The following is a 17,131-nucleotide window of genomic DNA, read 5'->3' on the forward strand; positions in this document are numbered from 1 at the left end:
GGAGCAACACGTGACCGGATACCGCGAGGTCCCGGCGCCGCCGTCGCTGCGTCCGGGGGTCGAGTGCGGCTGGCGGGTCGACGTGCCCGCCGACGCCGCGGTCTCGTCGGGCACGGTGCTGCCCGACGGGTGCATGGACCTCGTGTGGCTCGACGGGTGCGTCGTCGTCGCCGGGCCCGACACCGCCGCCCACGCCGTCACCCGCTCCCCCGGCTCGGCCACCGCAGGGTTGCGCCTGCGCCCCGGGGTCGCGCCCACCCTGCTCGGCGTACCGGCCACCGCGCTGCGCGACCAGCGGGTGCCGCTCACCGAGCTCAACCCGCTCGCGGCACGCAGGACGACGGAGCGGGTCGCGGCCGGGACCGACCCGCTGAGCGCGCTGGCCCGGCTCACCCGCGATCTCCGGGCCGACCGCGGTGCCCCCGACCCGGCCGTCCGCGTCGCCGCCCGGCACATCGCCGCCGGCCGCTCGGTCGCCGACACCGCCGAGGCCCTGGGGTGGACCGTCCGCACCCTGCACCGCCGCGCCGGGGCCGCGTTCGGCTACGGGCCCGCGACGTTGCGCCGCGTGCTGCGCTTCCGCGCCGCCGTCGCCCTCCTGGCGGCGGGGCGGGCGCCCGCGGACGTGGCGGCCACGGCGGGCTACGCCGACCAGCCGCACCTGCACCGCGAGGTGCGCGACCTCGCGGGCACGACCGTCGGCGCGTTGCGGCGGACTCCCTGACCGGGGACCCCACACCGCGCCGGTGACTCCGCCGGTGACTCCGCGGACGGCCCGGCTGCCGGGCCGGGACTCCCGGCGCCGGGGTCAGCCGACCGTCGGGAGCGGCGCGAACAGGTCGACGCCGTTGCCGTCGGGGTCGAGCACGGTGGCGTAGCGCTGCCCCCAGAACGCGTCGAACGGCGCCAGCTCCCCGCGGTGCCCCGCTGCGGTGAGCTCGGCGTAGGCGGCGTCGACGGCGGCCGGGTCGTCGAGCAGGAACGCCAGGCCGATCCGGCCACCACCCGACGCGGGGGCAACCCAGTCGGGATGGAACGAACGGATCGTCGCCTCGGAGTCGAACGCCAGCCGCACGCCCCCGGGCAGGGCCACCTCGACGTGCGGCTCGGCGTCGGCGCCGTCGGGGACGGCGACCCCGAGCAGCCGGTAGAAGGCCAGCGCGGCGGCCATGTCCGCGGTGACGATGCCGACGACGTCCAGACGTGCGCAGATGCTCATGGGAGCCGACGGTAGGACCGGCCGCCGCGGCCCGTCGTGAACGGATCGGACACCTGCCACACTTCCGGGCGTGCCGCTCGTGGGCCGGGAGTCCGAGACCGCCGCGCTGAGGGCCGCGCTCGACGACTGCCGGGCCGGCATCGGCACCACCGTGCTGCTCGCGGGCGAGCCGGGCATCGGCAAGACGACGCTCGCCGGCGCCGTCGCGGGCTGGGCCCGCGAGGCCGGGACGGTCGTCCTCACCGGGCGGACCGGGCCCGAGATCGGGACGCCCCCGTTGTGGCCGTGGTGGCAGGTGCTGCACGGCCGCCCCGAGCACGACGTCCTCGCCGCGCTCCCCGAGGCCGACGGCGACGTCGCCGCGCTGCGCGGGCAGCGGTTGCGCGCCTTCGAGACCGTCGCCCGCGGCCTGCAGGACCGGCCCGGCGGGACCGTCGTCGTCCTGGAGGACCTGCACTGGGCCGACGAGGCCACCCTCGCGTTGCTCGCCCACGTCACCGGGCGCCCCGGCGTGCTCGCCGTCGGCACCTACCGCAGCACCGAACGGCCGCCCGCACTGCGGGCCGGTCTCGTCGCGCTCGACCGGGCCGGGGCTCGCCGGCTCGACCTGCGGACGTGGAGCGGCGCCGAGATCGCCGCGGTCGCCGCCGACGTACACCCCGGGTGGCGGCCGGTGCTGCTGGAGCTGTCGGGCGGGGTCCCGCTGCACGTCCGCGAGCTCGTCGCGACGCTCCGCGCGGCCGGTCTCGCCGACAGCCCGCCCGCCCGGCCCGGCTGGCCGCTCGGGATCCCCGCGAGTCTCGCCGACATCACCGCCGAGCGGCTCTCGCGGCTCTCCCCCACCGCCCGCGAGGCCGTCGGGGCGGCCGCCGTCGCCGGCGACGCCGTGGGCTGTGCCGAGCTCGCCGCGCTGTGCGGGCTCGGTGCCGACGACGCGCTGGCCGCCCTGGACGAGGCCGCCGGGGCCGGGCTGCTCGTCGCGAGCGGACCGGCACCCGACCGGCACGCCTTCCCGCACGCGCTGTTGCGCGACGCCGTCTACGCCGGGCTGCCCGCCGGTCGCCGGGTCGCGGTGCACCGGGCGGCGGCCGCCGCCGTCGCCGCGGGCACCATGCCCGGGGAGCCGGTGACGCACCTGCTCGCATCGGCGACCGACGAGCCGTCCCGGGCCGCCGCGGTCCGGGCGTGCCTCGCGGCCGCGGCCGGCTCCCGGGCCGTCCCCGACCGCGCCGCGGCGGTCCTCGACGCCGCGCTCGCGCTGCCCGGCGTCGCCGACGCCGACCGGTGCGCCCTGCTGCTGGCCGCCGCGGAGGCCGAGTTCGCCGCGGGGCTCGCCGAGGCGGCGAACCACCGGTGCACGACCGCGGCCGACCTCGCCGCGGGGCTCGACGGCCCGGCCCGTGCGGCGGTGCTCGCCCGGGCGAGCCTCGTCGTCAGGGGACTGGGCGGGCCGGTCAACACGACGGTCCTCGAGCTGGCCGGACGCGCCCTGTCCGCGCTCGCCGCCCACACCCCCGACGACGACGCCACGCGCGCCCGCGTCCTCGCGCAGCGCGCGCTGGCCGCCGCCGACGTCCTCGGGTTCGACGAGCTCGGCGACGACCCGGCCGAGGCGTTCCGGCTCGCCGAGCGCAGCGGCGACGGGCTGGCCCTCTTCGACGCGCTGCGGGCGCGCCAGCATGCCGCCAGCGGCCCCGACGGCGTCGCCGAGCGGCTCGAGATCGCCCGTCGGATGGCCGGGCTCACGCACCCGGCCGACGCCGGGCTGTGGGGCTCGATCTGGCGTATCGACGCGGCCCTCCAGCTCGGGACGATCGAGACCGTCGACGGCGAGCTGGCCCGGCTGGCGGTGCTCGCCGAGCAGCTCGGCTGGCCGCTGGCGCACTGGCACCGGCACCGGATGACCGCGGCCGTCGCGCTGCTGCAGGGCCGATTCGTCGAGGCCGAGGAGGCCGCCGACACCGCGCTGGACTGGGCGCGCCGGACCGAGGACCGCAGCGCGGTCGCGATCGACACCGCGTTCCGCACCGAGCTGCACCGGCTGCAGGGACGGGCCGGCGAGCTCGTGCCCGCGCTCGAGGACGCGGCCCGGCACGCGGGAACGATGCCGATCTTCCAGGCGCACGCCGGTTCCATGCTCGCCGCCGTCGGCGACACCGTCGGCGCCCGGTACTGGCTCGACCGGCTGCGACCGGTGCTCGAGGACCTCCCTCACGACGGACGTTGGCTCCCGACCGTCGCGTCGACCGCCCAGCTCGGCGCCGACCTCGGCGACACCGACGTCGCGGCGGTGTGCGCCCGGCTGCTGGCGCCGTACGCGGGCTACTTCATCGCGGGTGGCTCGGGGTCCGTGCGCTGCGACGGATCGGTCTCCCGCGTCCTCGGCGTCGCGACGGCCGCCGCCGGGTCGCGCGACGAGGCGATCCGCCACCTCGAGGCCGCCGTCGTCGCCGAGGACAGGGCGGGCGCGCTCCCCTACCGGACCATGTCGGAGATCGCGCTGGCCGGCCTGCTCGTCCAGGACCCCGCGCGGCTCGACCTCGCGAGGCTCGACGCCGCGGCGGGGCATGCGGAGCGGGCCGCGGCGACGGCCCGGCGGCTGGGCATGCCCGAGGAGCTGTGCCGGGCCGACGGCGTCCTCGTCACGATCCGGCGGGCCCGTCAGGACCGCACCGGGCTCACCCCCCGCGAGCGCGAGATCACCACGCTGCTGGCCGAGGGCCGGACGAACCGCGAGATCGCCGGCCGGCTCGTCCTGTCCGAGCGGACGGTCGAGTCGCACGTCGCCAACGTGCTGGGCAAGCTCGGCCTCGCCCGGCGGGCCCAGGTGGCGGGGTGGGTGGCCGAGCACGGGCCGGTTCGGTAGCGACGTCCGTAGCGGCACGGATCCGCATCGCCTCGGACCGCGCGACGGTGGCTCCCGACGGCGGGGCGAGGGCCCCGTCCACCACCGCTCCGGAGGTCGCCGATGTTCGCCACCATGCTCCCGCCCGCCGCGACGTCCCCGGCGCCGGCCGCCGAGGAGATCGCGCTGCGCCAGATCGCCGGACCGCGCGAGGTCGTCCTGCGGCTGCACGACGCCGCGGGCGACCCCGGCGCCGAGGCCTACGTCGTCGAGGCCGACGACGTCGTCGGCCCGGCGGGTGGGAAGGCCGCGATCGCCTCGGTGGTGACGTTCACCGGGCCGATGTCCCCCGCGGTCAAGCAGGCGGCGGACCGGGCGGAGCGGGACCGGATCGGACCGGAGATGGCCGCCCACGCCACGAGCACCGTCCGGGTGCTGCGGCTGTGGCAGCCCGAACGCCGCCGCAAGGTCGTGGTCGTCATGACCGTCGACCAACCGGCACTGGAGAGCGGCTTCCGCCGGATCACGACGATGGAGCTGCTGCCGGGCGAGGACCCGGCCCTGCTCCCGGGCCCCGACCACGTCGAGATCTTCGAGGTGTCGTCGTGACCGCGCGCCCGGCACCGACGGTCCACGACGGCTCGGGGGTGCGCGGGGTCGCCCCCGGCCGGCACCGGATCGCACCGACGCGCAGCACGCTCGCGTTCCGGGTCCGGGAGTTCGGCATGGTCACGGTCACCGGCACGTTCGCCGTGCTCGACGGGGAGGCCGTGGTCACCGACGGCGTCGCGCGGGTACGTGTCGTCGCCGACGCCGGGTCGTTCACCACCGGCAACCGGCGCCGTGACGCCGACGTCCGCGGCCACCGGTTCCTCGACGCCGCCACCTTCCCGGAGCTGACCTGGACCGGCGAGCTCGCCGACGGGACGACGACGGCGCCCGGCACGCTGCGGGTGCGCGACGTCGAGACACCCACTGCTGTCGAGGTCGCCGCCGTCGAGTCGGGCCGCGGCGTGACCCGGGTCCGGGCCTGGATGGTCGTCGACCGGTGTGCGGCGGGGGTGCCCGCAGGCCGGCTGATCGTGGCCCGGACCCTCGACGTCGACGCGGACCTGACGCTGCTGCGCGTCGCCTGACCACCCGCGCGGACGGGCCCGCCGGATCGCTCCGGCGGGCCCGTCTCGCGGACAGGTGCGGACGTACTGACGCGAACCGCGGCTACAGGTACTGGCCGGTGTTCGACGCCGTGTCGATCGCGCGCCCGGTCTCGGTGTTCTTCCCGGTGACCAGCGTGCGGATGTAGACGATCCGCTCGCCCTTCTTGCCCGAGATGCGCGCCCAGTCGTCCGGGTTGGTGGTGTTGGGCAGGTCCTCGTTCTCGGCGAACTCGTCGACGATCGCGTCGAGCAGGTGCTGGACCCGCAGGCCCGGCTGGCCCGTCTCCAGCACCGACTTGATCGCCGACTTCTTCGCCCGGTCGACGATGTTCTGGATCATCGCGCCCGAGTTGAAGTCCTTGAAGTACAGGGTCTCCTTGTCACCGTTGGCGTAGGTGACCTCGAGGAAGCGGTTCTCCTCCGACTCGTCGTACATCCGCTCGACGACGCGCTGGATCATCGCGTCGACGGTCGCCTTGCGGCTGCCCGCGAACTCCCCGACGTCGTCGACGTGGATCGGCAGGGTGTCGGTGAGGTACTTCGAGAAGATGTCCTGCGCCGCCTCGGCGTCGGGCCGCTCGACCTTGATCTTCACGTCCAGCCGGCCGGGCCGCAGGATCGCGGGGTCGATCATGTCCTCGCGGTTCGACGCGCCGATGACGATGACGTTCTCGAGGCCCTCGACGCCGTCGATCTCCGCGAGCAGCTGCGGCACGATCGTCGTCTCCACGTCGGAGGAGACACCCGACCCGCGGGTCCGGAAGATCGAGTCCATCTCGTCGAAGAAGACGATGACCGGGGTGCCGGCCGACGCCTTCTCCCGCGCCCGCTGGAAGATCAGCCGGATGTGCCGCTCGGTCTCGCCGACGAACTTGTTGAGCAGCTCCGGGCCCTTGATGTTGAGGAAGAACGCCCGCCCCTCGTCGGGGTCGTCGCCGCGCTGGGCCGCGATCTTCTTGGCCAGCGAGTTGGCGACCGCCTTGGCGATGAGCGTCTTGCCGCAGCCGGGGGGCCCGTAGAGCAGCACGCCCTTGGGCGGGCGCAGCTCGTACTCCCGGAACAGCTCGGCGTGCAGGAACGGCAGCTCGACGGCGTCGCGGATCATCTCGATCTGCCGGAACAGACCGCCGATGTCCTCGTACGCGACGTCGGGCACCTCCTCCAGCACGAGGTCCTCGACCTCGGCCTTGGGCACCCGCTCGTAGGCGTAACCGGCCTTGGAGTCGACGAGCAGCGAGTCGCCGGGCTTGAGCGGCACGAAGTCGGGGTGGTCGGTGGCCAGCGTCAGCGGCGCGGCCAGCCACACGACCCGCTCCTCGTCGGCGTTGCCGACGACCAGCGCACGCCCGGCCAGGCCGTCGGCCGTGGGCTCGGAGAGCACCTCGCGCAGCGCGCACACCTCGCCGATGCGCTCGAAGTCGCCCGCCTCGACCACGGTGAGCGCCTCGTTGAGCCGGACCGTCTGCCCCGCCTGCAGGTCGGCGGTCTCGACGGCGGGCGACACCGCGACGCGCATCCGGCGCCCCGAGGTGAACACGTCGACGGTCTCGTCCGGGTAGCGGGACAGGAAGACGCCGTAGCCGCTCGGCGGCTGTGCGAGCCGTTCGACCTCCTCGCGCAGCGCGACGAGCTGGGTCCGTGCCTCGCGAAGGGTCTCCTGCAGCTTCTCGTTGCGTGCGCTGAGCTGGGAGAGCCGGCTGGCCGACTCGGCCAACCGCTGCTCGAGCACGCGGGTCTGCCGCGGGGATTCGGTGAGCTTCCGGCGCAGGAGCGCGACCTCTTCCTCGAGGAATCGGATCTGCGCGGCGGCTTCAGCGGGGGTCAGGTTCCCCGGGTCACCCGCCCCGTGCGTGCCGGGACCGTCAAAGGGGTTCACGGCATCCTCCCTCCGTGTTCCGTTTCCATACGGTACCTGGGCAGCGCCGTATGGGTGTTGCGGCGAATCGGTGATCCGCCACTCAGCCGGTCGGCACCTTGACTCCGTTCCCCCGTCTCGGCTCGGTAACCGCGGAGTCGCCCGACGCTCGTCCGAACGTCGTCAGCGACTGGTCGGTCTGCGCTGCGGGCGGGGTGGGACGACGCCGTCGGCGAGCCGGCGGGCCGTCACCAGGAACGCTGTGTGACCGATCATGCGGTGCTCCGGACGGACCGCCAGGCCGACCACGTGCCACGGCCTCACCAGCGATTCCCATGCCTGCGGCTCGGTCCAGCACTGCATCTCGCGCAGCGTCTCCGTCAGCTTGGACAGCTGGGTCGTCGTCGCCACGTAACCGACCAGCACCCCGCCCGGGATCAGCGCGGAGCGCACCGTCTCCAGCACGTCCCACGGCGCGAGCATGTCGAGGACGACGCGGTCGACGGGCTCGGCGGCGCCGTCGTGACCGTTCAGATCGCCGAGACGCAAGCTCCAGTTGGGTGGATGATCACCGAAGAATTTCTCGACGTTCGTCTCGGCGTGTCGCAGGTGGTCCTCGCGGATCTCGTACGACGTGACGGTGCCCGCGGGCCCGACCGCCTGCAGCAGCGAACACGTCAACGCGCCCGAGCCGGCGCCCGCCTCGAGCACCCGCGCGCCCGGGAAGACGTCGCCCCACATCAGGATCTGGGCGGCGTCCTTGGGGTAGATCACCGCGGCGCCGCGCGGCATCGACAGCACGTAGTCGGCCAGCAGCGGGCGCAGCGCCAGGTACGGGGTGCCGACCGGCGAGACGACGACGCTGCCCTCGGGTTTGCCGATCAGGTCGTCGTGCGCGAGACCTCCCCGATGGGTGTGGTACTGGCCGCCCTCCTCGAGCAGGACGGTGTACTTGCGCCCCTTCGGGTCGGTCAGCTGGACCCGGTCGCCGGGGCGGAACGGGCCGCCGCGCCGGGGGAGGGCGTCGGCGTCCGGAGCCTGCCGATCCGGCGTGGCCGGGACGTCCGGCGGGGTCTGCAGGGCCTCGGGTGCGAGGTCGGTGGCGGGGTCGGGCACGGGGCGCAACGCTATCCGGTGCGAACCCGCCGCCCCCGAGCCGCCTCGACGTGGGCACACCGCCCTTCGGTGCTCGGGTGGCGTCCGGGAGTGTCGGGGCGTGCGCATACGGTGCTCATGTGGCCGAGCCGGGTGTGTGCACGACGGGCAGCCCGGCCGCGCCCCGCACCCGCGTCCCGGCCCCCCGGCGCGACGCGGCGGCGGCCCCCGGGCAGCCGCGGCCGCGGCGCCGGCCCGCGCTGTCGCCGTCGCGCGCCGTCGACTTCCGGACCTGTCCGCTGCTGTACCGCTACCGCGCGATCGACCGGTTGCCCGAGCTCCCCGGCCGGCCGCAGGTCCGCGGGACGCTCGTGCACGCTGTGCTGGAGCGGCTCTTCGCGCTGCCCGCCGCCGAACGCACCCGGGAGGCCGCCACGGCCATGGTCGGTCCCGCCTGGGTCGACCTCGTCATCTCGTCGCCCGGCCTGGCCGACGCCCTGTTCGCCACACCCGACCCGGCCTCTGTCGACCCGGCTGCAGGGGGCGAGCCGCTCGCGCGTGAGCCCGACGGCTCCGAGCAGGTGGCCGAGCAGGGCCAAGACCGGCCGGTCCCGGCCGACGCGGGGTTCGCGCGCTGGCTCGCGTCGGTCCACGACCTGGTCGAGGCGTACTTCGTGCTGGAGGACCCGGCCGCCGTCGAGGCCGAGTCCGTCGAGCTGCTCGTCGAGACCGAGCTGGGCCCCGCACTCCTCCCCGGCCGTGAGACCGGACCCGAGACCGGACCCGGGACCGGACCCGACGCCGGGTCCGGTGCGGAGCGCGGCCCCGGGGGCGGGCTGCTGCTGCGCGGGTTCGTCGACCGGATCGACGTGCTGCCCGGCGGCGGGCTGCGCGTCGTCGACTACAAGACGGGGCGGATCCCGCAGGAGAGCGGCGAGGCCGCGGCGATGTTCCAGCTGAAGTTCTACGCGCTGGCGCTGCTGCAGCTGCGGGGCACCGTCCCCGACGAGCTCCGGCTGCTCTACCTGCCCGCGGGCCAGTGGCTGAGCTACTCCCCCGACGCCGACGAGCTGCGCCGCTTCGCCCGGGTGCTCGACGCGCTCTGGACGGCGATCCGGACCGCCGGCCGCGAGGGCGACTTCCCTCCCCGGCGCAGCGGCATGTGCCGGTTCTGCCGGCACCGCGAACGTTGCCCGGAGTGGGGCGGCACCCCGCCGCCGTACCCGGGCTGGCCGAGCACCGACGAGGAACCGCTCCCGGACGACGGCTGAGCAGCCGGCGCCACCGGCGTCGGGCGCGACCACGCGAGTCGGCACGTCGCCGGCCGGGTCGAGCGCTCCGCCCGACCATCGGAGACCGCCCGACCGTCGGAGCCTGCCCGAGCGCGCGCAACCGGCGCACCCCCGAGTGTCCTGCCGGCGCGCCCGCGGACCGCCGGCGCGCCCGGCCGCGCCGCCCCACCCGGCCGCGTCGGGTTCGCGGCCGACTCGGCATGATCGGGACGTGACCGACACCGAGAGCAGCACCGAGAGCGGTGGGGAGCCCTACTACCTCCCGCTCGACGGCGAGGACCGGCGGTTCCGCGCGACCTTCTCCACGACGGGCCCCTGGTTCGCCGACGCCCAGCACGCAGGCCCGCCGTCGGCGCTGCTGGCCCGCGCCATCGAGCGGTGGCCCTCCCCCGACCCCGACGTCCCGTTGCGCCTGGCCCGGCTGACGACGGAGGTGCTGGGCCCCATCCCGGCAGGCGAGGTCGAGGTCTCGACCCAGGTGCTGCGACCGGGCAGACGGATCGAGCTGCTGCAGGCCGAGCTCGTCGCCGGGGGCCGGACGGTGCTGCAGGCCCGGGGCTGGCGCTACGTCCGGGCCGACACCTCGGAGGTGACGGTCGGGGCCGCACCCGACCTCCCGGGACCCGAGGCCGCGACGCCCTACGAGCAGCGCCCCGACCGCTGGTTGCCGGGGTTCGTCGACACCATCGACTGGCGGATGCTCGCGGGCGGACTCGGCGAGCCCGGGCCGGGCACGGCGTGGTGCCGGCAGCGGGTGCCGCTCGTCGCGGGCGAGCAGCCGACACCGCTGCAACGGCTGGTCGTGGCCGCCGACTCAGCGAACGGGATCGGCTCGGCGCTCGACGTGCGGGACTGGCTGTTCCTCAACACCGAGCTGTCGCTGCACGTCCACCGGCCGCCGACGGGCGAGTGGATCGGCGTCGACGCGACCACGGTCATCGGCCCGGCGGGTGCGGGAACCGTGTCCGCGGTGCTGCACGACGAGGCCGGTCACACCGGGCGCGTCGCGCAGGCCCTGACGGTCGCGCCCCGCTGAGCCGTCCCGGCCGGCGGGGACGGCTCAGACGTCGCGGCCGTCGACCGCTCGGCAGGAGCGGATCTCCGAGGTGAGGATGGCGCGGGCGCCGATGGCGGCCAGCTTGTCCATGATCGCGTTCGCGCTGCTCTTGGTGACCATCGACCGGACGGCGACCCAGCCTTCGCGCTCCAGCGGAGCGATCGTCGGGGACTGGAGGCCGGGGGTGATCCCGGTGGCCTGCTCGAGGACGGCCTTGGGGCAGTCGTAGTCGAGCATCAGGTACTGCCGGGCGTAGACGACGCCGCGCAGCCGCTCGGTGAACACCTTCTTGAGGCCCTTGACCTCGTCGGACTCGTGCCGGTCGAGCCGCGGCTCGCGCTCGATGAGCGTGGCCTCGGACTCGGCGATCGGGTCACCGATGATCTTCAGGCCGTGCTGGCGCAGCGTGCGGCCCGAGGACACGACGTCGGCGATCGCGTCGGCCAGGCCGAGCTGCACCGAGATCTCCACGGCGCCGTCGAGCTTGACGATGTTCGCGCCGATCCGCTTGCCGCTGAGGTGGGAGCGCACCAGCCGCGGGTAGGACGTCGCGATGGTCTTGCCGTCGAGGTCCTCGATCTTCCAGTCGCGGTCGGCCGGGGCCGCGAAGCGGAACTTCGAGGCGCCGAACCCCAGCGCCAGCACCGACTGGACCTGGCTGCCGGACTCCTCCATGAGATCGTGGCCGGTGATCCCCAGCTGCAGGTCGCCCGAGCCGACGTAGGTGGCGATGTCCTTCGGCCGCAGGTAGAAGAACTCGATCTGGTTCTCCTCGTCGATCATGCTGAGGTCGCGGGAGTCGGAGCGCTGCCGGTAGCCGGCCTCACGCATCATCGTCGACGCGGGCTCGGCGAGGGTGCCCTTGTTCGGGAGCGCGACGCGGAGCATGGCTTTCCTACTTTCGAGCTGCATCGGATCGGGCTGTTCTCAAATGTCGGTCACAGGTACTTGTAGACGTGCTCGAGGCGGATCCCACGCCCGATCATGATGACCTGGGCCCGGTAGAGCAGCTGGGAGATCTCCTCGGCCAGCGCGTCGTCGGACTCGTGCTCGGCGGCCAGCCAGACCTCGCCGGCCTCCTCGAGCAGCTTCTTGCCCTGTGCGTGCACTCCGGCGTCCAGGGCCGCGACCGTGCCCGAGCCCTCGGGGCGGGACACCGCCTTCTCGCTGAGCTCGGCGAAGAGCCCGTCGAATGTCTTCACGTCGAGTATCTCCTTCCCCGTCCAGTGTCGTCCGTCGTCGTGACGGCCCACGAATCGGGGACGGGGTCGTGCTTCCACCGGGGGCCGTGCTGCGCCGGATGGCACAGCGACGAGAGGGACACCCAGGTCAGAAGGGTATCGACGACCGGTTACCGCGCACCGGTGACCGCGCCGACACGAACGGTGAGGAACGCCGCGGCGAGCCCGTCGACGTCGAGGCCGGCGAGGGTGTCGCGGTGCACGCGGCCGGGCGCGGCGGGCACCGGCACCTCGCACGGAACGACGAGTACCGCCGCACCCGCGGTCGCTGCCGCCAGCGCCCCGGTCGGGGAGTCCTCGACGGCCAGGCACTCCGTGATCGGCACCCCGAGCAGCTCGGCCGCCCGCAGGTAGACGTCGGGCGCCGGCTTGCCGTGCTCGACCTCGTCGCCGCAGACGGTCGCCGCGAACCACTCGGTGCCGATGGTGCGCAGCGCGAGGTCGGTGAGCCGGCGGCCGGTGTTGGTCACCAGCGCCGCGGGCAGCCCGGCCGCCCGCACGGCGGCGAGCAGCTCACGGGCGCCCGGCCGCCAGGGCAGCCCCCGCACGAACAGCTCCTCGGTCCGCGCGACCAGGTGCCCGGCCGTCTCCGCCACCTGCGCCGGCGTGGCCTCGACACCGGCCTCGCGCAGCAGCACGCGGACGCTGAACTCGAGGTTCCCGCCGACGGTCTCCCGCCGGGCCTCGTCGGTCAGCGGTCCCCCGCCCAGCCGGGCGAGGGTGTCGACGAGCGAACGGTCCCAGAGCTTCTCGGAGTCGACCAGCGTGCCGTCCATGTCGAACAGGACGGCGGCCGGTGTGCTACCCCGCATTGAAGTACTTCGCCTCCGGGTGGTGGGCCACGAGCGCGTCGGTGGACTGCTCGGGATGCAGCTGCAGCTCCTCGGACAGCCCGACCCCGATCCGGCCCGGCTCGAGCATCTCGACGATCTTCGTGCGGTCCTCGAGGTTCGGGCAGGCGCCGTAGCCGAGGGAGTAGCGGGCGCCGCGGTAGCCGAGCTTGAAGAAGTCCTCGACGTCGTCGGGGTCGTCCTCGGCCAGCGTGCGGCCGGTGGACCAGGTCAGCTCCTCGCGGACCCGGCGGTGCCAGTACTCGGCCAGCGCCTCGGTGAGCTGCACGCCCAGGCCGTGGACCTCGAGGTAGTCGCGGTAGGAGTCCTTGGCGAACAGCTCGTTGGCGTAGTCGGCGATGGGCTGGCCCATCGTCACCAGGTGCAGCGGCAGCACGTCGATCTCACCGGCGGCGATCGCGAGGTCACGTGGGCGCCAGAAGTCGGCCAGGCACAGGTGGCGGTCGCGGCGCTGGCGCGGGAAGGCGAAGCGGTGGCGCTCGGGCGCGTCGGCTCGCGGCTCGGTGAGCACGACGAGCTCGTCGCGCACCGCGACGGCCGGGAAGTAGCCGTAGACGACGGCGGCGTTGGCGAGCACACCCTCGGTGGCGAGCCGCTCCAGCCAGTACCGCAGCCGCGGCCTGCCCTCGGTCTCGACGAGCTCCTCGTAGGAGGGGCCCGACCCGCCCTTGGCGCCGCGCAGCCCCCACTGGCCCAGGAACAGGGCGCGCTCGTCGATCATCCCGGAGTACTCGGCGACCGCGATGCCCTTGACGACGCGCGTGCCCCAGAACGGCGGCGTCGGCAGCGGGTTGTCGAGGGCGACGTCCGAACGCTCCGGCAGCGGTCCCGCGGCCTCGGCCTCGGCGGCCCGGCGCTTGGCCGCGATCCGCTTGGACCGCTCGTGCCGGGCCTTGCGCTCGGCGATCTTCTGCTCCTCGGCCGGGTCGACGGCGGGTGCGTCCCCGCGGGCCCTGGCCATCGTCGCGTCCATGAGCCGCAGCCCCTCGAACGCGTCGCGGGCGTAGGAGACCCGGCCCCGGTAGAGCTCGGCCAGGTCGTTCTCGACGTAGGAGCGGGTCAGCGCGGCGCCGCCGAGCAGCACCGGCAGCTGCTCGGCCACCCCTCGGGAGTTCATCTCCTCGAGGTTCTCCTTCATGATCACCGTCGACTTGACCAGCAGCCCGGACATGCCCACGGCGTGGGCTCCGTGCTCCTGCGCGGCGGACAGGATCGTCGAGATGGGCTGCTTGATGCCCAGGTTGACCACGGTGTAGCCGTTGTTGCTCAGGATGATGTCGACCAGGTTCTTGCCGATGTCGTGCACGTCGCCCTTGACCGTGGCCAGCACGATCGTGCCCTTGCCCGCCGCGTCGGTCTTCTCCATGTGCGGCTCGAGGTGGGCGACGGCGGTCTTCATGACCTCGGCGCTCTGCAGCACGAACGGCAGCTGCATCTGGCCCGACCCGAACAGCTCGCCGACGGTCTTCATGCCGGACAGCAGGACGTCGTTGATGATCTCCAGCGCCGGGCGCTCCTCGAGCGCGGCGTCGAGGTCGGCCTCCAGGCCGACCCGCTCACCGTCGACGATGCGCCGCTCCAGCCGTTCGAACAGCGGCAGCGCCGCGAGCTCCTCGGCGCGGCCGGCCTTCGCCGACGACGCCGTGACCCCCTCGAACAGCTCCATGAACCGCGCCAGCGGGTCGTAACCCTCGCGGCGCCGGTCGTAGACGAGGTCGAGTGCCACCGAGCGCTGCTCGTCGGGGATCTTCGACATCGGCAGGATCTTCGACGCGTGCACGATGGCCGTGTCGAGCCCGGCCGTGACGCACTCGTGCAGGAACACCGAGTTCAGCACCTGGCGGGCGGCGGCGTTGAGCCCGAACGAGACGTTGGAGATGCCGAGCGTGGTCTGCACGGTCGGGTACTGCCGCTTGAGCTCGCGGATCGCCTCGATCGTCTCCAGGGCGTCGCGGCGGACCTCCTCCTGGCCCGTCGTGATCGGGAACGTCAGCGCGTCGACGACGATGTCCTCCACGCGCATGCCGTGGTTGGCGGTGAGGTCCCGGATGAGCCGGTCGGCCACCCGGACCTTCCACTCCGCGGTCCGGGCCTGCCCCTCCTCGTCGATGCAGAGCGCGACCACGGCGGCACCGTGCTCGCGGACGACGGCCATCGTGCGCTGGAACCGCGACCCGGGACCGTCGCCGTCCTCGTAGTTGACCGAGTTGACGATGCAGCGGCCGCCGAGGTGCTCCAGCCCGGCCTGCACGACCTCGGTCTCGGTCGAGTCGATCATGATCGGCAGGGTCGACGCGGTCGCGAGCCTGCCGGCGAGCTCGGCCATGTCGGCGACACCGTCGCGACCCACGTAGTCGACGTTGAGGTCGAGCATGTGCGCGCCGTCGCGGGTCTGCTCGCGGGCGATCGCGACGCAGTCCTCCCACCGCTCCTCGATCATCGCCTCGCGGAAGGCCTTGGAGCCGTTGGCGTTGGTCCGCTCCCCCACCATGAGCACCGACGTGTCCTGGCGGAACGGCACCGAGGCGTACAGCGAGCTCACGCCCGGCTCGGGGCGGGGGTCGCGCACCGCGGGCGTCACCGCGGCGACGGCCTCGGACACCGCACGCACGTGGTCGGGGGTGGTGCCGCAGCAGCCGCCGACGAGCCGCAGCCCGTAGTCGCGCACGAACGTCGAGAGCGCCTCGGCCAGCTCGTCGGGCGAGAGTGGGTAGACCGCGCCGTTCGGCCCGAGCTGCGGCAGCCCGGCGTTGGGCATGACCGACAGCGGGATGCGAGCGTGCTTGGACAGCGTCCGCAGGTGCTCGCTCATCTCGGCGGGGCCGGTGGCGCAGTTGAGCCCGATGAGGTCGACGCCGAGCGGCTCGATCGCGGTCAGCGCCGCGCCGATCTCACTGCCCAGCAGCATCGTCCCCGTGGTCTCGACGGTGACCTGGGTGATGATCGGGATCCGGCGGCCCTCGGCCGCCATCGCGCGCCGCACACCGAGCACGGCCGCCTTGACCTGCAGCAGGTCCTGACAGGTCTCGATGACGAACGCGTCGGCGCCGCCCGCGAGCAGGCCGATGCCGCACTCGGTGTAGGCGTCGCGCAGCCGGGCGAAGCTCTCGTGGCCGAGGGTGGGCAGCTTGGTGCCCGGCCCGACCGAGCCCAGCACGTAGCGCGGCCGGTCGGGCGTCGACAGCTCGTCGGCGGCCTCGCGGGCCAGCCGCGCGCCCTTCTCCGCCAGCTCGCGGATGCGCTCGGCGATGTCGTACTCGGCGAGGTTGGGCAGGTTCGCGCCGAAGCTGTTGGTCTCGACGGCGTCGGCCCCTGCCTCCAGGTAGCCGGTGTGGATGCGGCGGACGACGTCGGGCCGGGTGTCGTTGAGGATCTCGTTGCAGCCGTCGAGACCGGCGAAGTCGTCGAGCGTCAGGTCCGCGGCCTGCAACATGGTGCCCATCGCGCCGTCGGCGACGACGACACGCCGAGCGAGCGTGTCGAGGAACGACGTGTCGTGACCATCGGGGTTCAGTTCGGGCACGGCGACAAGGTTAGCCGCCGGGCGACCGGGGCCGTCGCCGCGCGCCCGTCCGCCGTAGGCTGGCCCGATGACCGATCGCGTGCCGGGCCGAGACCCACGGCCCGATCTCCCCGAGCTCAACGAGCCGGTGATGATCGCGGCGTTCGAGGGCTGGAACGACGCCGGCGAGGCGGCCAGCACGGCGCTGGAACACCTCGAGCTGAGCTGGGATGCCACGCCGTTGGACTCGATCGACCCCGAGGACTATTACGATTTCCAGGTCACACGCCCCCTCGTACGGCTCTCCGACGGCGTGAGCAGACGTGTCGAGTGGCAGACGACGCGGCTCTCGGTCGCGACGCTGCCCGGGACGGACCGCCACGTGGTCCTCCTCAACGGCATCGAGCCGAACCTGCGCTGGCGCTCGTTCTGCGCCGAGCTGCTCGGCTACGTCGAGGCCCTCGGAGTGACGAAGGTCATCACGCTCGGCGCGATGCAGACCGAGACACCGCACACCCGGCCGACCCCGATCAGCGGGTTCTCCTTCGACCGCGGGTCGGCGGGCGAGCTACGGGTCGAGCCGTCGTCCTACGAGGGACCCACCGGCATCGTCGGGGTCTTCCACCAGGCGTGCGTCGAGGCCGGGGTGCCGGCGGTGTCGTTCTGGGCCTCGGTGCCCCATTACGTCTCGCAGGCGCGGGTCCCCAAGGCCGCGGTGGCGCTGCTGCACCGCGTCGAGGAGGTCCTCGACGTCGAGGTCCCGCTCGGCGGGCTCCCCGAGCAGGCCGAGGAGTGGGAGCGGACGGTCTCGGAGATGGCCGACGCCGACGACGAGGTCCGCGAGTACGTCCGCCAGCTCGAGGAGCAGGCCTCCGAGGAGGAGCAGGCCGCCGCCTCGGACCTGGAGGAGGCCAGCGGCGACGCGATCGCCGCCGACTTCGAGCGCTACCTGCGCCGTCGCGGTTCTGGGAGCTCGGGCTCCTGACCGGCGCGTCCTGCGACTCACGGTCCCACCCG

The 17,131-nt window shown here is 74.1% G+C and carries 14 protein-coding genes; 7 read left to right on the plus strand and 7 right to left on the minus strand.

Going from position 1 to position 17,131, the window contains the following annotated elements; all coding sequences use genetic code 11:
* Nucleotides 1–10 precede the first annotated feature (10 nt).
* Nucleotides 11–724, plus strand: coding sequence for a DUF6597 domain-containing transcriptional factor (locus PSED_RS35330; RefSeq protein WP_013675424.1), 714 nt, complete (start codon nt 11–13; stop codon nt 722–724).
* Between the two features lie 84 nt (nt 725–808).
* Here PSED_RS35330 and PSED_RS16690 read toward each other — a convergent pair whose 3' ends face one another.
* Nucleotides 809–1,219, minus strand: a complete 411-nt coding sequence (locus PSED_RS16690; protein ID WP_013675425.1) for a VOC family protein — start codon at nt 1,217–1,219, stop codon at nt 809–811.
* A gap of 70 nt (nt 1,220–1,289) precedes the next feature.
* Between PSED_RS16690 and PSED_RS16695 the strand changes: the two genes are divergently transcribed.
* From PSED_RS16695 to PSED_RS16705, 3 genes are all read left to right on the plus strand, one after another.
* The gene (locus tag PSED_RS16695) at nt 1,290–4,085 is read left to right on the plus strand and encodes a LuxR family transcriptional regulator (RefSeq protein WP_013675426.1); all 2,796 of its coding nucleotides are present in this window, start codon (nt 1,290–1,292) and stop codon (nt 4,083–4,085) included.
* 102 nt (nt 4,086–4,187) lie between these two features.
* Nucleotides 4,188–4,673, plus strand: coding sequence for a hypothetical protein (locus tag PSED_RS16700; RefSeq protein WP_013675427.1), 486 nt, complete (start codon nt 4,188–4,190; stop codon nt 4,671–4,673).
* Nucleotides 4,670–5,200 (plus strand): YceI family protein, encoded by a 531-nt coding sequence (locus tag PSED_RS16705; RefSeq protein ID WP_013675428.1) that lies wholly within the window; start codon nt 4,670–4,672, stop codon nt 5,198–5,200. Before PSED_RS16700 ends, PSED_RS16705 begins: the two co-directional genes overlap by 4 nt.
* 82 nt (nt 5,201–5,282) lie before the next feature.
* Here the strand turns inward: PSED_RS16705 and arc are convergent, their stop codons facing one another.
* The gene (gene arc / locus PSED_RS16710) at nt 5,283–7,097 is read right to left on the minus strand and encodes a proteasome ATPase (protein ID WP_013675429.1); all 1,815 of its coding nucleotides are present in this window, start codon (nt 7,095–7,097) and stop codon (nt 5,283–5,285) included.
* Between the two features lie 162 nt (nt 7,098–7,259).
* Entirely contained in the window at nt 7,260–8,192 is a 933-nt protein-coding gene (locus PSED_RS16715) for a tRNA (adenine-N1)-methyltransferase (protein WP_013675430.1), read from the minus strand.
* Nucleotides 8,193–8,431: 239 nt separating this feature from the next.
* On the opposite strand from PSED_RS16715, the gene PSED_RS16720 reads away from it, so the two are divergent.
* Together PSED_RS16720 and PSED_RS16725 are read left to right on the plus strand one after the other, a co-directional pair.
* Complete coding sequence (locus PSED_RS16720; RefSeq protein WP_233899464.1) at nt 8,432–9,442, plus strand: RecB family exonuclease; 1,011 nt, start codon at nt 8,432–8,434, stop codon at nt 9,440–9,442.
* A 232-nt stretch (nt 9,443–9,674) separates the two neighbouring features.
* On the plus strand, nt 9,675–10,499 hold the full coding sequence (locus tag PSED_RS16725; protein ID WP_013675432.1) for a thioesterase family protein: 825 nt from the start codon (nt 9,675–9,677) through the stop codon (nt 10,497–10,499).
* Nucleotides 10,500–10,523: 24 nt separating this feature from the next.
* On the opposite strand, the gene hisG is transcribed toward PSED_RS16725, so the two are convergent.
* The 4 genes from hisG to metH form a co-directional block, all read right to left on the minus strand.
* Nucleotides 10,524–11,408 carry an ATP phosphoribosyltransferase gene (gene hisG, locus PSED_RS16730; RefSeq protein WP_013675433.1) on the minus strand — a complete coding sequence of 295 codons (885 nt, stop codon included), beginning with the start codon at nt 11,406–11,408 and terminating at the stop codon, nt 10,524–10,526.
* Between the two features lie 50 nt (nt 11,409–11,458).
* Nucleotides 11,459–11,722, minus strand: a complete 264-nt coding sequence (locus PSED_RS16735; RefSeq protein ID WP_013675434.1) for a phosphoribosyl-ATP diphosphatase — start codon at nt 11,720–11,722, stop codon at nt 11,459–11,461.
* A 149-nt stretch (nt 11,723–11,871) separates the two neighbouring features.
* Entirely contained in the window at nt 11,872–12,573 is a 702-nt protein-coding gene (locus PSED_RS16740; protein ID WP_013675435.1) for an HAD family hydrolase, read from the minus strand.
* Nucleotides 12,563–16,135 (minus strand): methionine synthase, encoded by a 3,573-nt coding sequence (metH, locus tag PSED_RS16745; protein ID WP_013675436.1) that lies wholly within the window; start codon nt 16,133–16,135, stop codon nt 12,563–12,565. Before metH ends, PSED_RS16740 begins: the two co-directional genes overlap by 11 nt.
* 67 nt (nt 16,136–16,202) lie before the next feature.
* On the opposite strand from metH, the gene PSED_RS16750 reads away from it, so the two are divergent.
* On the plus strand, nt 16,203–17,099 hold the full coding sequence (locus PSED_RS16750; protein WP_013675437.1) for a PAC2 family protein: 897 nt from the start codon (nt 16,203–16,205) through the stop codon (nt 17,097–17,099).
* The last annotated feature ends 32 nt before the right edge of the window (nt 17,100–17,131 follow it).

This window comes from Pseudonocardia benzenivorans CB1190, from assembly GCF_000196675.2.
GTDB lineage: Bacteria > Actinomycetota > Actinomycetes > Mycobacteriales > Pseudonocardiaceae > Pseudonocardia > Pseudonocardia benzenivorans.